Here is a 17,038-nt window from a genome sequence, read left to right on the forward strand (position 1 = left end):
TGACCACCCCTTATTCTCTTATTTCTTTAATTTTGGATCTAGCGCATCCCGGAGCCCATCGCCAAATACATTAAAGGCAAACATAGTAATGGAGATTAGTAGGGCAGGAATTGCCAACTGATAAAAGTTTCCTATTAAAATACTGCCAAGAGAATCACTGGCCATCGTTCCCCAGCTTGCTTCAGGCGCAGGAATACCTAACCCAAGGAAACTCAAGGTGGCTTCAGCAAAAATCGCGGTTGGAACAGTGAGGGTTATATTGACTAGGATGGGTCCCATCATGTTTGGAACCATATGTTTTGCCAATGTCCAAAAAGTTCCGGCACCCATCGCATTTGCCGCCTGCACATACTCTAGTTCCTTTAATTGAAGGACCTGTCCACGGACCAATCTCGCCATTGGTATCCAACCAGTAATCGTCATCGCTACAATGATGGGCCAAATGCCCCTTTCCAAAATAATCATCATGAGGATAACCATTAGAAGATAAGGAATCGAAAATAGCACCTCGGCAATCCGCATCATGATATTATCCGTTCTTCCTCCTTTTATGGCTGAAATTCCACCGTATATGACCCCAACCACAAAGTCGATAAGTGCTGCCATTAACCCAATAAAAAGCGAGATTCTTGCTCCATACCAAGCTCTAGTAAAGAGGTCACGGCCTGCTGTGTCGGTTCCAAACCAATGTTCAGAGTTGGGTGGCTGATTTTTTTTGCTAAAGTCTTGCTCAAAATAGGAGTAACCGTTGATATATGGTCCGACGATTGCCATAAGAACCAATAAAATAATGATGATTAGTCCGAATAGAGCTAATTTGTTTTCTTTTAGCCTTCTCCACGTTTCTCGCCAGTACGATACACTTGGGGCACTAATCGTTTCGGCTTCTAAAAAATTATCTTCCGCAGGGACAAACATTTCCTTGGTCAATACAATATTTCCTTTAGACATTACTGTTCCTCCCCTGCCACTTTAATTCTTGGATCAATCCAAAAATAAGCAATATCTACGATGAAAATAAGAAAAATGAGCACCATACTATAAAATATAGTGGACCCTAAGATGACTGGATAATCACGATTAAAGATTCCATCTACAAACAGCTCTCCCACACCAGGGATCCCAAAAATACTTTCAACCACAAAACTGCCCGTGACCAGATTAGCAGCTAATATCCCCAGTACCGAAACGACCGGCAAAATCGCGTTTCTAACACCATATTTCATAATAATAAATCCCTTATTTAACCCTTTGGATTTAGCTGTCAGCATGAAATCCTGATTCAGCACCTCCAGCATACTTGAACGCATCAGCCTGGCAATGTAAGCCATAGGGAGCATCGCGAGCGAAATAGTTGGCAAAATGGTATGCGACCACGAACTCCATGTTGCCGCTGGAAGGAGACCCCACTCAACAGCAAAATAGTTAATTAAAAATGTTGCCAAGATAAAACTAGGTACCGAAATCCCAATGATCGCAAGGACCATTGATAAATAATCAGGCCACTTATTTCGGTTTAGGGCCGCAATGACACCAAAAATAAGTCCGAGAACAACCGCAAGAAGTAATGCCTGAATCCCTAAATGCAGTGAAACGGGAAAGCCTTTTTCAATATAGTCGTTGACTGTAAGAGTAGAAGACTTTAAAGAAGGTCCAAAATCAAAAACTAGTAAGGATTTTATATACAAAAAATATTGGACGTATAAAGGTTCATCTAAATGGTAGTGCTTCGTTAAGTTTTCATAGACTGCGGGCGGCATTTTTCCTTCCCTGGCAAATGGATCACCTGGGATCGAATGCATAATGATAAAGGTGATGGTGATAATCGCCCATAATGTCACTAACGCCCAAAGTAATCGTTTTCCGGCAAACCTAAGCATTTTACTCCCCCTTATAGAAAACGGGGTATGCCATAAAATGTATAGCATACTCCGCTTTTATACTATTTTCTTACTGTATATCCGCAAGTTCCATTTGAGGGTATCTGTTAATTGGAGCATAGACACCAGTCACCGTTTCCCTTACTACATATGGTTTCGTATAGAAGTAAATAGGAATAACTGGGAATTCTTCAATGGCAATTTTCTCAGCTTCATGCATGGCTTTCATACGTTTAGCTGTATCCATGGTTGATTTTGCTTCTGCTATCAAACGATCATATTCCTTATTACTCCATTGTGAATTGTTTTCAGGACCATCTGTTATCCAAAGATCTAAGAACGTCATTGGGTCTACATAGTCACCAATCCATCCACCCCTGCTGACGGCAAAGTCACCGGCTTTTTCACGATCCAATTTCACTTGGAACTCAACATTTTCAAGGGTGATTTCTATTCCAAGATTTTTACGCCACATTTCTTGAACCGCTTCTGCAATCTTTTTATGAGCTTCCAATGTATTGTAGGTGTAAACAAAAGGCGGCAGCTTATCTAACCCTTCTTCTGCTAACCCTTCAGCAAGCAATTTTTTGGCTTCTTCAACATCCTCTTTAAATAAATCCCCTGAGTTTTCCTGGAAATCACCTTTAGTATCAAGTATGCCAGGAGGAACAATTCCATAGGCAGGCTTCTGGCCGCCTTGTGCAACGTGTTCTACAATTGTTTGGCGGTCAATCGCTAAACTTAAAGCCTTACGTATTTTTACATTATTAAACGGTTTTTCTTTTGTATTGATGTTTAAATAATAGAGTGATAGGTCCGGACCGTTATGGAAAATAGGATCCTTTTCCGCCATCAACTTACCTGTTACATCTTGCGGTAATGGGTAGACAAGATCAAGTTCACCAGACTGGTACATTTGCCAAGCGGTATTCTCATCTTCTATGAGGGTGAAGAAGAGACCATCCAATTTAATTTCGTCTTTAGCAAAGTAATTCTCATTTTTCTCAAGTTTAATATTTTCCTTATGGTTCCACTGAGTTAATTTGAATGCACCATTGGATACAAACGTAGCAGCTTCTTTATACCAATCAGGATTTTCTTCTTGGACCTTTTTATTGATTGGATAATACGTAAAGTGTGAGGTAACCTCTAAGAAATAAGGAGTTGGCTGCGCTAATTTTACTTCTAATGTCGTATTATTAATGGCTTTAACCCCTACCTTATCTTCTAATGCTTTTAAATCTGCACCTTCTTCTGCAGCGTTATACTCCTGCCCGCCTTCAAGATAATAGAGCTGATAAGCATAGACAGATGCCGTTTCTGGATTAAGTACATGCTTCCAGGCATACTCAAAATCCGTTGCCGTTAACGGATCCCCATTGGACCACTTTAATCCTTCTTTTAAATGGAATGTCCAAGTGAGTGAGTCATCACTTTGTTCCCAAGTATCAGCCATCCCTGGGACAATCTTTCCTTCAGCTGTTTTCTTAATTAACCCTACAAATGTATGGTCAAGAATCCATGAATCATGTGAGCCCTCTGCTTTACCTGGATGCAGGGATCCCGGTTCAGAACCGCTATTTGTTCTGATAATCTTCTCTGTTACCTCGTTATTTCCGCCGGGCTTATCCTTCGTCCCTGTAGGTTCACTGGTGCCAGAATTATTAAAGCATCCTGATAACAATAACGTGACAACTACTAAAAACAGCGCCATTACCTTTAACTTCCTCATTAAATTTCCCCCTTAATTTATAGAAGTTTAACCTAAAACTTTGAACCCCTATTATCCCTCCCTTTTATAGGATAAAAAATTATATAAATACTTCAGTAGTTAAGAAGTATTTGTATATGTAATTAAATGACCGGTTAGTTAGTAAGAATTCTTGATTCTATTAGGAAGGTGCTTCATTTATTTTGTTTTAAATTTTCTTTCTTTCCGTTTGCTGGTGATTTAGACGGAATGTTTATTAAAAGGTTTCATTGTTTCGAGAATTTTTTGTGAATGAAGTTTTTATAGGGCTAATAATAATATGCATGATTAACGAAAGCTTCCGTTACGCCATCTATACAGCACATAAAAAAATCCCCTCAGATCATATCCCTGAGAGAATTTTTCATTAAATGGTGCCGCGTTTTATTTGAAGGAGAAAGTATAATTGTATTATACAGAGGTAGAACTTTCGATTTTCATCCCTTTTTGCAGTCTTAAATACTCAGCAATTAAAGAAATGAATTCACCGTTTGTTGGTCTTCCTTTTAATGGACTTACTGTATTTCCAAATACTAAATCTAACTGCTCAATACCTCCTCTATTCCATCCAACTTCAATTGCATGCCTTATGGCTCTTTCTACACGGCTTGTAGTGGTATGATGTTTGGATGCAATAGCCGGATATATAACTTTTGAAAAACTAAACTCACAGCCATTATTTATCATTTGAATAGCTTCTCTTAAAAAAAAATACCCTTTTAGATTTGCTGGAATACCTATAGAACGTAATATATCGGTAATTTTCAGTTCTATTTTCCCATCATTATTTTTGTTAAGTACCTTTTCTAACGTTTTTTTCATCGAAACACCTTCTGAACAAATGGATATTAACAATTTTGGTAAATGGCTTAGTTCAATAGGTTTCATCAAAAAGTAGGATGCACCTAGCTCCTTTGCTCGTGTTATGGTATCCTCTGTCCCTAAAGAAGTAAGTATTATCACCTTTATGGTTATGTTTTCTTCGTATATGTTTTTTAATAAAGAAAGACCATCGGAAAATGGCATAATCAAATCTAATATGATTAAGTCTGGTTTCTGATTCCTAATTAACTCCATCCCCTTCATTCCATCATGCGCAACTCCAATCACTTCCATTTCATTGAATGTCGAAAGAAAATCTATAAGTATTTCTGTGAATTGTACATTATCATCAATTATTCCGATTTTTATCATATTACTAATTCTCCTTTTTTGTTAATCTTTATTGATTCTGTTGAAGTTATTGAATTGCCTGTTTTATGTACCCTTTGCAGCTCCTATTTCGTCCAGCTCAATTCCCAGTTCCACATTCGATAATAAAAAAAGCCAAAATAGAATACCCCCCTCGCAGGGTGTTTCTATTTTGGCTTATGTTTGAGCTCAATAAAAATATTGTCTATACCATCTTCCAAATGGGAATATTTAATTATTTTCTTTATTTTTACCAACTTAAATATTACCTCAATATTCCAAAAAAAGCAAGAGGAACAAATATTTGCTGTACCATTCAAGAGAATTTGGATAGTGTTTATTGAATACCTTACACTTTCAACTCTGACTTAATGTTAGTAAACTACGAACGACCCTAACACCTAACATATTTGCGTTTGAAACCGAGCTTCCCTCTATCTATTTCCTTTTGAATATTTTCTGAAGCCCGCAGGATACTGCTTTTTTTCTTATCCCGCTTGATTTCAACTGGACCAACTGCACTTGCGGTATCAACGGCCTTATCATGAAGAGGCAAGTATGAAGTACCAACAGTGTAGATAAAATTATTCATGGCAGATTTCGTTCGATCAGGAGAATCGTGAATCTTTTTTTCTACCTGATCCAGCATACTAGCAAGCTTGGTTCCGCTAAATTCACTATCCGTGCGATTACCCAAAAGCCAGCAATAACAACTCCAACCTGCTGACATTCTAAGTTCTTCACCGCTTTGAATCCATATATCGGCAACAGATTGTGCAATATCAGCTTCTGCCAAAGTGACTGCAACTACATAATCTGACAGCATATAAAAATACGCGCCATCAATCCATCGATTATAATCAGCCTCCGTCATTGCCATTGGGTCCGCAATGATGCCGGCAAAATACATGGCATCGTAGTTCCCAGTTGCATAAAGCTGCTCGGCTAAAGGCTGATTTATCTTAACTTTTTTTGCAATCGGCTTCATTTTGCCTGTAGCTACACCAAAAAGTGGTTCCTTTGCACCATTGCCTATGTACATTTTTTTCAATCTTTCATTGCTGAGAGCTTCCAGTTCCTGCATTACCATTTCAAAATCCATCGTATTGCACTCCCTCCTTTTCATTATTTATTTGATTACGAAAAATATAAAAAAATATTTAGTTAACATAATATTATTATGTATAGATTTGTGTTTTTATTTTTATATACACTTCGTCACGCTATAATTTTTCCTGTACCGATTGTAACTTACGCTCCATTGTATTCTCTTTATCTCGCCGATCATCAATTCGAACATTCGTACATACTCTTTGAAGACCTTTCTGAAATGGAACTTCATGTAGTTCTTGAACAATCTTTAGCAATAATTCCAATTCACCTTCAATAAGGGTACTCATGGGGGTTAACTGATACTTCACTCTTCCTTCATACTGTTGTAAAACTTTTTGAATATCAGCTACATACTCACTTACACTAGGTGTGCCTGTCCCAACCGGTATAACAGTAATATCAACAATTGCCATTATTCTACCTCCGAATTCTTCATTTCTTTACTAGAATATCATGAACTGGCTAAAGTTCAACGTGTGTTTGAATCTTTTTTCTATTATTAAATGATACGCTATTTTGAGATAGCATCTAAATATTCTTTGTTTTTCGTTGTGTGAAAAACATTGTAGAGTGACTTTATTTGTCTTCTTTGATAAAATGAAAGCGATAACAATTTTCTAAATATTCTAAAAAGGATGATGTTTTTATGGGGCGTTTATCAGGAAAAGTTGCAATTATTACTGGGGCTGCTAGTGGTCAGGGGGCTGCGGAAGCACGCTTATTCGCAAGAGAAGGAGCAAAAGTAGTGGCAACGGATATTCAAATTGAATTGTTAGAAAATGTAGTTATGGAAATCGTTGCGTCTGGCGGAGAAGCAATTGCTGTACAACATGATGTTACCAATGAAGAACAATGGAATGAAGTAGTGAAAATAACTGTTGGTACATACGGAAAACTTGATACACTTGTTAATAACGCAGGTATTGGGGGTGCACCTGGTTTTGCTTTAATTGATGATGTTGATCTTGCTGCTTGGAATAAGTTTATGACCGTAAATTCAACAAGTCAATTTTTGGGAATTAAATCCGTTATTCCTGAATTAAGAAAAAGTGGCGGCGGTTCTATTGTGAACATTTCTTCCATGGCAGGTCTAGTTGGCGGCGCTGCTGGTATTCATTATACCGCTTCAAAAGGTGCCATTCGATTATTATCTAAAGATGCGGCTGTTGAATTAGGGCCTGATAATATTCGTGTTAATTCTGTACACCCAGGGTTCATTGATACACCAATGGTATCAATTGTAACAGAAAATGAAGATGCTACAAAAGCAGCACTTATGGGGATACCCTTAGGCCGTGCTGCACAACCTGAAGAAGTCGCAAACTTAGTATTATTCCTAGCTTCTGACGAATCAAGTTATATTACTGGTGCTGAAATTGCGATTGATGGCGGTGCGACCGCAAAATAACCTCATAAAAAGAACCAGCCAGTGCCATAAGCACCGGCTGGTTCTTCTTTGCTGTATTAACAAGCTTCAATAACTATCGCAATACCTTGGCCACCGCCTATACAAAGGGAAGCAATCCCAAATTTCCCATTTCGCCTTCTCAACTCTTTAATGAGCGTATAAAGAATTCTAGCACCGCTCGCTCCAACTGGATGGCCAAACGCAATGGCACCGCCATTAACATTAGTTTTATTGCGGTCTAATTGTAACTCTTTTTCCACCGATAAATATTGGACAGCAAACGCTTCATTCACCTCTAATAAATCAATATCTGTCAATCTTAATCTAGCTCGTTCTAACGCCTTCTGTATTGCAGAAACAGGTCCAATCCCCATGATGGAAGGATCCACTCCTGTTACCGCATAGGAAACGATCCTGGCAAGTGGCTTACTTTGTTTTTTTGAAACAAACGATTCACTAGCCAAGATAATAGAGGCTGCTCCATCATTAATTCCGCTCGCATTTCCAGAGGTAACAGTACCACCTTTTTCGAATGCAGGTTTTAATTCTTTTAAAGCTTCTAAACTAGTTTTTTCACGAATATGCTCATCTTCCTTCACTACAAATGTTCCTTTCCTATGAGGTATTTCAATAGGTACTATTTCCTCATTTAAAATGCCATTGTTTTTAGCCTTTGCTGCTCTTTGTTGACTAAGAAGAGCATAGGCATCCTGTTCTTCTCTCGTAATTTGATATTTTCTTGCTAGATTTTCAGCTGTCACCCCCATCCGAATACCACTATATTCATCTGTTAATGTCGCCCATAACATATCGTCCATTTGTGGACTTTTTAATCCGGTACCAAACCTTGACCCTCTTAACGCAAATGGTGATTGGCTCATGTTTTCTGTTCCACAAGCTAAACCTACCTCCCCGTCTCCAAGCAAAATGGATTGAAGAGCTGAAATCACAGACTGAAGGCCAGAGCCGCATAAACGATTAAGAGTCATAGCAGGACTTGAAATCGGTACTCCTGATTGTAGGGCAATGTGTCTACTAATATATGAAGCATTTTTTTCTGTATGAATGACGTTTCCTACAAAGGAGAAACCTATTTCTTCTGGATCTATCTGACTTCTTTTTATTGCCTCTTTACTTGCAATTACTCCAAGCTGGGTGGCACCGACATCCTTTAATACTCCTCCAAACGATCCAAATGGTGTGCGTGCCCCTTCTAAAATATATACACTCGTCAATGGTATCATCCTCTCAGATTAGTTTTGATTATTGATCTAAAAATATGGGTAACGTCATATTCTTCCTGTTCTTTCCACATATACAACATACCTCCTCACGAATAGGTGTGAAAACCTTTATTTGTCTTGCGTCCTAAGTACCCACTTCTCACCATTTTCCTTAAGAGTGGTGCTGGCCGATATTTGCTATCACAAAACTCCTCATATAAAACTTCCATTACATGTAAACATATATCTAGACCAATTAAGTCTGCTAATGCTAATGGACCAATTGGGTGATTGGCGCCAAGCTTCATGGATTGATCAATTTCTTCTATCGAGGCAACTCCTTCATCCACTAAAAACACGGCCTCATTGATCATAGGGACTAAGATTCGATTAACAACAAACCCAGGTGCTTCATTCACTTCTATCGGAACTTTATCAATGGATTGGATAAACTCTTTACTTCTTACTAAAATACCTTCATTTGTGCGTGGGCTGCGAATTACCTCCACTAGTTTCATAATAGTTGGCGGGTTAAAAAAGTGTAGTCCAATAACCTGCTCCCTTTTCTCAACAAATGAGGAGATTTCACTAATACTAATTGAGGACGTATTGGATGCTAAAATGGTTGTTTCACTGCTCCGTTTGTCCATTTCTTTAAATACGGATTGCTTAATGTCTTTTCTCTCTGGTACGGCTTCAATCATGATATCAAAAGGAACCTCTGGCCATGTAGAAATCATTTGAATACGATCTAAAGAAGCCTCCATTTCCAGCTGACTTATTTTTTCTTTGTTTACTAATCCAGCTAACTGTTTTTCTATGATGTTTCTCCCTTTTTCTAGCTGCAGAGCTGATTGATCGAAAAGAGTTACCTCATGGTTATGCATAGCGATTACTTGTGCAATTCCTGCACCCATTGTTCCTGATCCAATTACTAATACATTTGACATGCTATTCCTCCTATTTTATAGGGTTATTGGGCTAAGCATCTTCCATTTAAAACATCGATTGCCCTAGCAATCGTTTTTACTAGTAAATAGGTTAACGTACAGACGAATACATCTGTACGTTAACTTTAGTTCATTTATTTTGTTGGACTGGTCTCAGGCTCTCTGACAATTTCAGCCGCATATTTCATTTTATCTCTCCAATTGATTGAACGCTGAAGGACTACCTTTTGTGCTTGTGGTGAGCCTGCACCGTGCATACATTCAATAATTGGGGTTGAGCCGGTCATATTTTCCACTAAGCGACCCATTTTAATTCGTTCGATGGCATCCACATTTTCACCGGTACGAAAGTATTTGTGCATATACGGAGCTACTCTAGGGTTATCGAACTCTTTTTCAGATGGAATGGTCGCTACAAAACCACCTGCAATATCTTGAGCAAGCTTCGTAACTTCAGGATAATAGCGGGCAGTATTTAATTTAGATGAATTGGCCAGTACAGGATCAACAAAAGCAGTTCCGCAGCCATTCTGCGAACAGTTGAAGGAACAGGCAAGGGCCCCGCTGTACATGGTTTCAACCAAATGAGCCATTTCTGAAAGCTTATCTTTTACGTGGCTGGCTTTCATCGTACCTTGCATCCCTGCAAGTGAAGCAGTGGCCCCGATTAAGACATCCAGATTCCCAGCCTTACATGCACCATAATTTTGGCGGTGGTAGGAGGCAAAACGATCAACCAGCTTGCCTGTAAATTTGGTCTCCTTGTATAGGAACACACGGTCCCATGGAACAAAAACATCTTCAAAAATAATCATCGCTTCCCCGCCAACGACTCCATATTTGGCATTTCCTTGATCAATCTTGCCTTCCCATTTACGGCTGTCGTTCACCTGTCGGCCAAACACATAAATAATTCCTTTTTCATCGGCTGGGACAGCAAAGGAAATGGCATAATCCTCATCCTCCGGCGACATTCCCATACCAGGCATCACTAAAATTTGATGCGAGTTAATAGCTCCTGTTTGGTGCATTTTAGCCCCGCGCACCACAATTCCATCAGGTCTTTCTTCTACGACTCGAACATAGAGGTCAGGGTCATGCTGTTCAGACGGTCTCTTAGAACGATCCCCTTTCGGATCTGTCATGGCCCCATCTGTCATATAATCATTGTTTTGTGTTTCAATCAAAAACTCTTTAAATCTCTTATGATAGTTCGTACCTAGTTCTTGATCCATTTCCCATGTTGTAGAGTAAAGAGTGATTAAGCCATCCATACCTACGCAGCGCTGAAAACAAGTCCCAGTAATCTGACCTGCAACACGCAGCATCATCGCTTTTTTAACAAGATCTTCTTGATTCTGAGGAATATGGGTCCAGCGGTTAATCTTATTCCCGGTTAGATGGGAAACAGCACTTCCAAGGTGCTGATACTCTTCTTCTGTTCCTAGTTTATAGGTAACAGCCGCAGCATTAATGTGCGGTCTCATCGCAGGATGATCCACCACGTTTTCAACCTTTTCCCCCATAAAATAAACTTCCTTCTTTTGCCTGCGCAGACTATCAATATACTGTTCTGGTGTCATCATAAATTTATTTCCTCCTTTAAACTTACAAATCGGTTTTTATAGCGTTTCTGGCTTCCCTGCAAGAATAATAAAACTGTAATCGCTTACTTTTATATCATGCAAAAATCATGCCAAAATAAAAAAACACAGCTTAAATAAGGCAACTTCATACCAACCTTACAAATATATGTAAAAATAAGGCACAATACAGGTGAAACTATCTTTAACAACTTAGTGCATGAATTATATCTTGAAAAAACTATACCTGATTCTATTATTTAAGAGAATTTTTGCAGAGGAATTCCTAATATAAAGAATTTCTACTATTTACTCACTGTTAGTAATTTCTGTTTAAATTCCAAGCAACGCAAAAGAATCCACTGAAGCCAATGACAGTGGATCGTGAAGTGTATTAATCGAATTGATTTAAGTGATCGTTTGCTGCACCTGTTCATCTGCATGATAAGAAGACCGAACAAGTGGACCTGATTCGCAATGCTGAAATCCTTTTGTTAAAGCAATTTCTTTTAACTCTTCAAATTCATCAGGATGGTAATATTTCTGGACGGACAGATGTTTTTTACTAGGCTGCAGGTATTGACCTATTGTAAGGATGTTCACATCATGAAGACGTAAATCGTCCATTGTTTCAATAATCTCAGCTTTACTCTCACCAAGACCAATCATTATGCTGGATTTTGTTGGGATCCTAGCATCAATCTCCTTCGCCCGTCCTAATAATTGAAGAGAACGCTCATAGGTTGCTCTAGCTCTTACCGACGGTGTTAGACGACGAACGGTCTCAATGTTATGGTTTAATATATTTGGATTAGCATCTAGTAACGTTTTTAAGCTTTTAAACCTTCCACCCATATCTGAAGGCAATACCTCAATCGTACAAAAGGGATTCTTCCTTCTTATCGCCCTGACCGTTTCAGCAAAAACAAAGGCACCGCCATCAAGTAAATCATCCCTGGCAACAGCCGTGATGACAACGTGTTTAAGATTCATGTTTTCGACCGATTCGGCTACCCGTTCAGGCTCCTGTAAATCTAGTTCTGTTGGGAGACCTGTTTTTACTGCACAGAATCGGCAAGCACGTGTACAAACATCGCCTAAAATCATAAAAGTAGCGGTTTTCCTTTCTGCCCAGCATTCGTAAATATTAGGACATTTCGCTTCTTCACAAACGGTATGGAGCTTTTTACTATTAATCATTTTTTTTATATCTTTATAGGCATTGTTCGTTGTTACTTTTGTTATAAGCCATTTCGGTTTTGGCTGACGTTCTTGTTCTATCATGATACTCCCTCCAATTCCTACATATGGATTGGGACATCTTCAGTATCAAGAGCCACTTCGGTAAAGATTTCACTTAATGATGGATGTGGCCGGATGGCATGAGCAAAGTTCATTTGTGTCGTTTCTAAAAACGTTGCTAATCCTGCTTCAGATATTAAATCCGTTACGTTCGGACCAACCATGTGGACCCCAAGCAATTGTTTTGTTTGTCCATCAAAAATAATTTTTGCGAATCCCTCTGCTTCTCCATAAACCAATGCTTTTCCAATCGCTGTAAATGGAAACTTCCCAACTTTAACAGTAAAACCTTGCTCCTGTGCTTCTTTTTCAGTTAAGCCAACACTTGCAGTTTGCGGATGACTATAAACACACTTAGGAACACTTTGATAATTCATCGGTGAAGGGTTTAACCCAGCTATATGTTCAACGGCAATGATTCCTTCATGTGAGGCAACATGAGCAAGCTGCAGTCCGCCAATGACATCACCAATGGCATAAATATGTGGAACGGATGTTTGATAATATTCATTCGTTCGAATGACGTTATTTTCTACCTTAATATCGGCATTTTCAAGGCCAATTGATTCAATATTTGCTTTCCGTCCAACGGATAAAAGAAGCTTTTCGGATTTTATTTCTTTCACTTTTCCTTTCACTTCTATGCTCACCTGAACACCATCTGAAACAGTAAAGACGTCTTGAACCTTGGCACTTGTATAAATTTTAAGCCCTTTTTTCTTTAATATTTTTTGCATTTCCTTTGAAATATCAGGATCCTCTTGAGGTAAAATTCGATCCAAAGATTCCACGACCGAGACCTCTACCCCAAAATCAAGGAGCATGGATGCCCACTCAATTCCAATTACACCACCGCCTACAATCACAATAGAAGAAGGGAGCTTCTCAAGTTGGAGGGCATGATCCGATGTAAGAGTGGTTTTGCCATCAATTGCAAAACCTGGGATATCCCTTGGAGCAGAACCTGTAGCAATGATTACATGTTTCGCTGTTACCACTTGCTTTTCTTGTTCTTTGGTAGTAATGGTCACTTCTGCAAGATTAATAGAGGCTGCATAAGCATCAGTAATTTCGCCATACCCTTCAAAGACGTGAATTTTCCCTTTTTGCATTAAGTATTGGATGCCTCGATATAATTGATCAACGACTGTTTGTTTGCGTTCTTGTACCTTTTGAAAATTCAGAGTTACATTCGATACCTCTACGCCAAAGCTTTCCATCTTTTTTGCTTGTGAATAAACTTCTGCGCTTCTAAGTAACGACTTACTAGGAATACAACCGCGATGGAGACAGGTTCCGCCTAGTTTGCCTTTTTCAACAATTGCTACATTTAATCCCAGTTGAGAGGCTCGGATAGCAGAAACATATCCGCCAGTACCACCTCCAAGTATGACTACATCATAAGTTACTGTCACTAGCAGTCCACTCCTTTTATTAACTAATGTTATTTTTTATTAGCTCTTTTATATTCAAATCGTATTCACTTGCCCATCGATATAACGTGCTGGCGGATACACCTAGTTTTTTTGCTGCCTCAGATACGGTCTTACTATTTTTTAACGTTACGATCATTGTGTCTTTCTTCGCATCTTGAGCAACGGATTGGTATAAACTAGTTATCTCTCTCTTTTCCTCATATGCTTCAATCATATAGTCAGGTAAATCTTCTTCTGTTACGGTTTCAGTCTCACAAAAGATTTCAATCTGTTCCATAACGTTTTTCATTTCTCGTAAGTTTCCTGGCCATTCATATTCATAAAAGAATTTCAACACACCTTGGCTAAACGTTTTTGTAGGTAAAAAGTGTTTGGTAAATTGTTCAATATCCTGCTTCCTTTTCCGAAGCGCAGGAATATTCACCGAAATGACATTCAAGCGATAATACAGATCTAATCGAAATTTATCTTCTTGCACTAATTGGAATAGATCTTTATTTGTCGCAGCAATAATGCGAATGTCAACAGGTTTCGAGTGGCTGGAACCAACTGGAGTTACTTCCTTTTCTTCGAGCACTCTCAGTAAATGGGCTTGCAGTTCTAACGGCATATCCCCTATTTCATCTAAAAAGATGGTGCCTCCGTGTGCGATTTCAAATTTTCCTTTTCTGCCGCCTTTTGCAGCATTTGTAAATGCCCCTTCAGCGTAACCAAAAAGTTCACTTGCAATTAAGTCCTTAGGAATGGCTGCACAATTTATGGCTAAAAACGGTTCAGTTTGTCTAGTGCTGCCATTATGAATTGCCTGAGCAAAAAGCTCTTTTCCGGTACCACTTTCTCCGATTATAAGTACGCTTTTATCCGTCACTGCAGCTTTCGTGGCAAGTTTTAATGCCCTTTTGAAGCTAGGGTCTTCTCCCACCAGCGATGAAAATGAATATTTCGCCGTTAGTTTATTCTGTTCCTTCTTCATTTTCTTGCGAAGAATGATGATGTTTCCAATATGGTTATCTCCATCAATTATTCTTCGAGAAGTAAACAATAGCTTATATTTTTCATCGTGAGGAAGATCAAATTCATTTTGTAATATAACATCATTCCCATTAATTGTTTCTTGTAAATATTTTGAGAGAGGCTGTAAATGTTCAATGTTACTTAGTTTATTTTTTACATCCAGAGCGGGTGGGATTTTTAATAGATGAGTTGCTATCTTATTGATACGAGTAATTTCACCGAGACGATTCACAATAATGACACCGTCTGAAATTGAATCGATGGCAGCACTAAAGTAGTTATTAATCATATATCTTTCTTTTTTCATGCCTTGCTGCTCAATTAATTTTGTAATGGTATCTGATGCTGTTTTCACTAGACCTAATGAATGGGGATGTGCTGAACGAACATAGCCGACTAATGTAATGACACCAATTAGCTCATTCGTAAAAGGATCCATAATAGGTGCACTTGAGCAATGAGAGGTATGCCAAGCAACGCAATAATGCTCTGCACCAACTACTTGAATAGCTCTTCCCGTCGCAATGGATGTTCCGATAGAATTGGTTCCAATTGACTTCTCACTCATCTTTACACCTACAGTAAAGTTTACTGAAGCTGCATTTAATGCGATTTCACTATCACCACATAAATCTAAAACAACACCTTCTTTATCTGCAAAAGAAATGAGACTATCTGTTCCTTTAACAATTTCAAAAAGATCATCCATAAAGGGTCTGATAAGGGAAAGAATGTCTTTGTTTTCCTCAAGTTTTTTCATTAGCGTTTTAGTATCACAAATAGGTGCTTGAATAACATTTGGATTTACACCATATTTTTGTGAACGCCTCCATGAGGAATGTATAACATGCCGAATTCCCCCTAAGTCAATCCCCTTCTTAAAATAATTTGTCCACGTCTTTTTTAACCATTTTTCTTTCTCAGACTTTTCGGATAATTCAAAGCGAGCCTTATACGTGTATACATTTTCGATTGTAACCACTCCCTAATCATTGGTTATCACAAAGCATACATCAGGATAAGGTTAGCAGCTCATTTTTAAGCCATTCATTAGGTTTAGTATTAAAATTCAATCATAACCTTTACTGAATCATGTGGTCTCATTTGCATTTCGAAAGCTTCCTTGGCATGATCAATCGAGTACACATGGCTAATCAATTCCTTTGTTTTAACCTTATTATCTTTTAACAATTCGATTGATTGAGCGAAATCTCCTCCAAGACATCCCAAAATTCTTGGTGCTTTATGGACAATTTTCGTTGTATCGAGTGCTGCTGTTTTCTCGGGAAGACCAACAAATGCGATTGTACCAGCACTTCTAACTAACTCAAACGATTGTTCAACTGCCGATGGTGCACCTGCAGCATCGACAACAATATCCGCCATAGCTCCTACATTAAAATGATAGGCACCGACGCCTACTATTTCCTTAACCCGTTCAAGGACATCTTCTTTCAATGCATGTATCACTTCATCAGCACCTAAATCTTTAGCTGACTGCAGGCGCATGTCTGATACTTCTGTCACTACTACTTTTCCAACGTCATATGCTTTAAAGACTTGCATAACCGCATTTCCTATTAATCCTGCACCCATCACTACAACCTGGTCGCCTTTTTTCGGTTCGCATTGGCTGACTGTTAATGCCGCGACTGAAACTGGTTCAATGGTAGCTGCTGTAAAAATATCTAATTCATCTGGGACAGGAAGGAAGCTGACACCATTGATGGCATTAGGGATTAATAGATATTCTGCAAATGCACCTTGAAGGCCATAGCCTGTAGAAGCTTTAAATAAATTTGGACATAACATGAATTGTTGATTCTTACACCAATAACACTGGCCGCATACACCTGAATGAAAACCAGTACCCCTCTGTCCTACTTCGATATCCTTAACATTTTGTCCTACTTTTGCAACCTCTGCTGAAAACTCATGCCCCATGATTTGACCTTTGTTAATGTACAAACCAGTACCATAGCTATGGACATCAGATCCGCAAATCCCACAGGCGTTTATTTTCAACAAAATATCATTCGGTCCTACTTCAGGAATATCTATGGATTCCGTTCTAATATCCCTGGGACCGTAATAAACAGCAGCTTTCATTTTGGCCATTTTCAACACTCCATTTTCTAATAATTAAATAAATCTCCTAATAACCAATAAGTCTTTCTGTCAGTTTATA

At 38.6% G+C, this 17,038-nt stretch carries 14 protein-coding genes; 1 reads left to right on the forward strand and 13 read right to left on the reverse strand.

The features are described 5' to 3' along the window. Positions 1 to 18: 18 nt before the first annotated feature. The 6 genes from H0184_RS25115 to H0184_RS25140 form a co-directional block, all read right to left on the reverse strand. Positions 19 to 951 carry an ABC transporter permease gene (locus tag H0184_RS25115; protein WP_221829887.1) on the reverse strand — a complete coding sequence of 311 codons (933 nt, stop codon included), beginning with the start codon at positions 949 to 951 and terminating at the stop codon, positions 19 to 21. Further along, positions 951 to 1,880, reverse strand: coding sequence for an ABC transporter permease (locus H0184_RS25120; RefSeq protein ID WP_221829890.1), 930 nt, complete (start codon positions 1,878 to 1,880; stop codon positions 951 to 953). The genes H0184_RS25115 and H0184_RS25120 overlap by 1 nt, the downstream gene beginning before the upstream one ends. Before the next feature lie 70 nt (positions 1,881 to 1,950). Then, complete coding sequence (locus H0184_RS25125) at positions 1,951 to 3,612, reverse strand: peptide ABC transporter substrate-binding protein (protein ID WP_221829892.1); 1,662 nt, start codon at positions 3,610 to 3,612, stop codon at positions 1,951 to 1,953. A gap of 429 nt (positions 3,613 to 4,041) precedes the next feature. Beyond that, on the reverse strand, positions 4,042 to 4,824 hold the full coding sequence (spo0A, locus tag H0184_RS25130) for a sporulation transcription factor Spo0A (RefSeq protein WP_221829917.1): 783 nt from the start codon (positions 4,822 to 4,824) through the stop codon (positions 4,042 to 4,044). Between the two features lie 391 nt (positions 4,825 to 5,215). Continuing rightward, positions 5,216 to 5,923: a DNA alkylation repair protein gene (locus H0184_RS25135; RefSeq protein WP_221829918.1), complete on the reverse strand. Its 708-nt coding sequence runs from the start codon at positions 5,921 to 5,923 to the stop codon at positions 5,216 to 5,218. Between the two features lie 121 nt (positions 5,924 to 6,044). Further along, the gene (locus H0184_RS25140; RefSeq protein WP_221829919.1) at positions 6,045 to 6,347 is read right to left on the reverse strand and encodes an MTH1187 family thiamine-binding protein; all 303 of its coding nucleotides are present in this window, start codon (positions 6,345 to 6,347) and stop codon (positions 6,045 to 6,047) included. 233 nt (positions 6,348 to 6,580) lie between these two features. On the opposite strand from H0184_RS25140, the gene H0184_RS25145 reads away from it, so the two are divergent. After that, positions 6,581 to 7,342: an SDR family NAD(P)-dependent oxidoreductase gene (locus H0184_RS25145; protein WP_221829922.1), complete on the forward strand. Its 762-nt coding sequence runs from the start codon at positions 6,581 to 6,583 to the stop codon at positions 7,340 to 7,342. Between the two features lie 56 nt (positions 7,343 to 7,398). On the opposite strand, the gene H0184_RS25150 is transcribed toward H0184_RS25145, so the two are convergent. The 7 genes from H0184_RS25150 to H0184_RS25180 all read right to left on the reverse strand — a co-directional run bounded on the left by H0184_RS25150 (position 7,399) and on the right by H0184_RS25180 (position 16,968). Beyond that, a complete protein-coding gene (locus tag H0184_RS25150; RefSeq protein ID WP_221829924.1) occupies positions 7,399 to 8,577 on the reverse strand; it encodes a thiolase family protein in 1,179 nt (392 codons plus the stop codon). Between the two features lie 95 nt (positions 8,578 to 8,672). Continuing rightward, on the reverse strand, positions 8,673 to 9,515 hold the full coding sequence (locus tag H0184_RS25155; RefSeq protein WP_221829926.1) for a 3-hydroxyacyl-CoA dehydrogenase family protein: 843 nt from the start codon (positions 9,513 to 9,515) through the stop codon (positions 8,673 to 8,675). 134 nt (positions 9,516 to 9,649) lie between these two features. Next, on the reverse strand, positions 9,650 to 11,101 hold the full coding sequence (locus tag H0184_RS25160) for a 4-hydroxyphenylacetate 3-hydroxylase family protein (protein WP_221829929.1): 1,452 nt from the start codon (positions 11,099 to 11,101) through the stop codon (positions 9,650 to 9,652). Positions 11,102 to 11,506: 405 nt separating this feature from the next. Continuing rightward, complete coding sequence (lipA, locus tag H0184_RS25165) at positions 11,507 to 12,382, reverse strand: lipoyl synthase (protein WP_260631787.1); 876 nt, start codon at positions 12,380 to 12,382, stop codon at positions 11,507 to 11,509. Positions 12,383 to 12,399: 17 nt separating this feature from the next. After that, on the reverse strand, positions 12,400 to 13,815 hold the full coding sequence (lpdA, locus tag H0184_RS25170) for a dihydrolipoyl dehydrogenase (RefSeq protein WP_221829931.1): 1,416 nt from the start codon (positions 13,813 to 13,815) through the stop codon (positions 12,400 to 12,402). A gap of 19 nt (positions 13,816 to 13,834) precedes the next feature. Beyond that, on the reverse strand, positions 13,835 to 15,832 hold the full coding sequence (locus H0184_RS25175; RefSeq protein ID WP_221829934.1) for a sigma-54-dependent Fis family transcriptional regulator: 1,998 nt from the start codon (positions 15,830 to 15,832) through the stop codon (positions 13,835 to 13,837). Positions 15,833 to 15,912: 80 nt separating this feature from the next. Beyond that, positions 15,913 to 16,968 carry a zinc-dependent alcohol dehydrogenase gene (locus H0184_RS25180; protein WP_221829952.1) on the reverse strand — a complete coding sequence of 352 codons (1,056 nt, stop codon included), beginning with the start codon at positions 16,966 to 16,968 and terminating at the stop codon, positions 15,913 to 15,915. Positions 16,969 to 17,038 lie beyond the last annotated feature (70 nt).

The sequence above is a fragment of the Neobacillus niacini genome (genome assembly GCF_019749295.1).
Lineage (GTDB): Bacteria > Bacillota > Bacilli > Bacillales > Cytobacillaceae > Neobacillus > Neobacillus niacini_D.

What these genes read in the sequence shown, in the direction of transcription:
- H0184_RS25115 (WP_221829887.1), bottom strand. Translation starts at nt 951, where the DNA reads ATGTCTAAAGGAAATATTGTATTGACCAAGGAAATGTTTGTCCCTGCG.
- H0184_RS25120 (WP_221829890.1), bottom strand. Translation starts at nt 1,880, where the DNA reads ATGCTTAGGTTTGCCGGAAAACGATTACTTTGGGCGTTAGTGACATTA.
- H0184_RS25125 (WP_221829892.1), bottom strand. Translation starts at nt 3,612, where the DNA reads ATGAGGAAGTTAAAGGTAATGGCGCTGTTTTTAGTAGTTGTCACGTTA.
- spo0A (WP_221829917.1), bottom strand. Translation starts at nt 4,824, where the DNA reads ATGATAAAAATCGGAATAATTGATGATAATGTACAATTCACAGAAATA.
- H0184_RS25135 (WP_221829918.1), bottom strand. Translation starts at nt 5,923, where the DNA reads ATGGATTTTGAAATGGTAATGCAGGAACTGGAAGCTCTCAGCAATGAA.
- H0184_RS25140 (WP_221829919.1), bottom strand. Translation starts at nt 6,347, where the DNA reads ATGGCAATTGTTGATATTACTGTTATACCGGTTGGGACAGGCACACCT.
- H0184_RS25145 (WP_221829922.1), top strand. Translation starts at nt 6,581, where the DNA reads ATGGGGCGTTTATCAGGAAAAGTTGCAATTATTACTGGGGCTGCTAGT.
- H0184_RS25155 (WP_221829926.1), bottom strand. Translation starts at nt 9,515, where the DNA reads ATGTCAAATGTATTAGTAATTGGATCAGGAACAATGGGTGCAGGAATT.
- H0184_RS25160 (WP_221829929.1), bottom strand. Translation starts at nt 11,101, where the DNA reads ATGATGACACCAGAACAGTATATTGATAGTCTGCGCAGGCAAAAGAAG.
- lipA (WP_260631787.1), bottom strand. Translation starts at nt 12,382, where the DNA reads ATGATAGAACAAGAACGTCAGCCAAAACCGAAATGGCTTATAACAAAA.
- H0184_RS25180 (WP_221829952.1), bottom strand. Translation starts at nt 16,968, where the DNA reads ATGGCCAAAATGAAAGCTGCTGTTTATTACGGTCCCAGGGATATTAGA.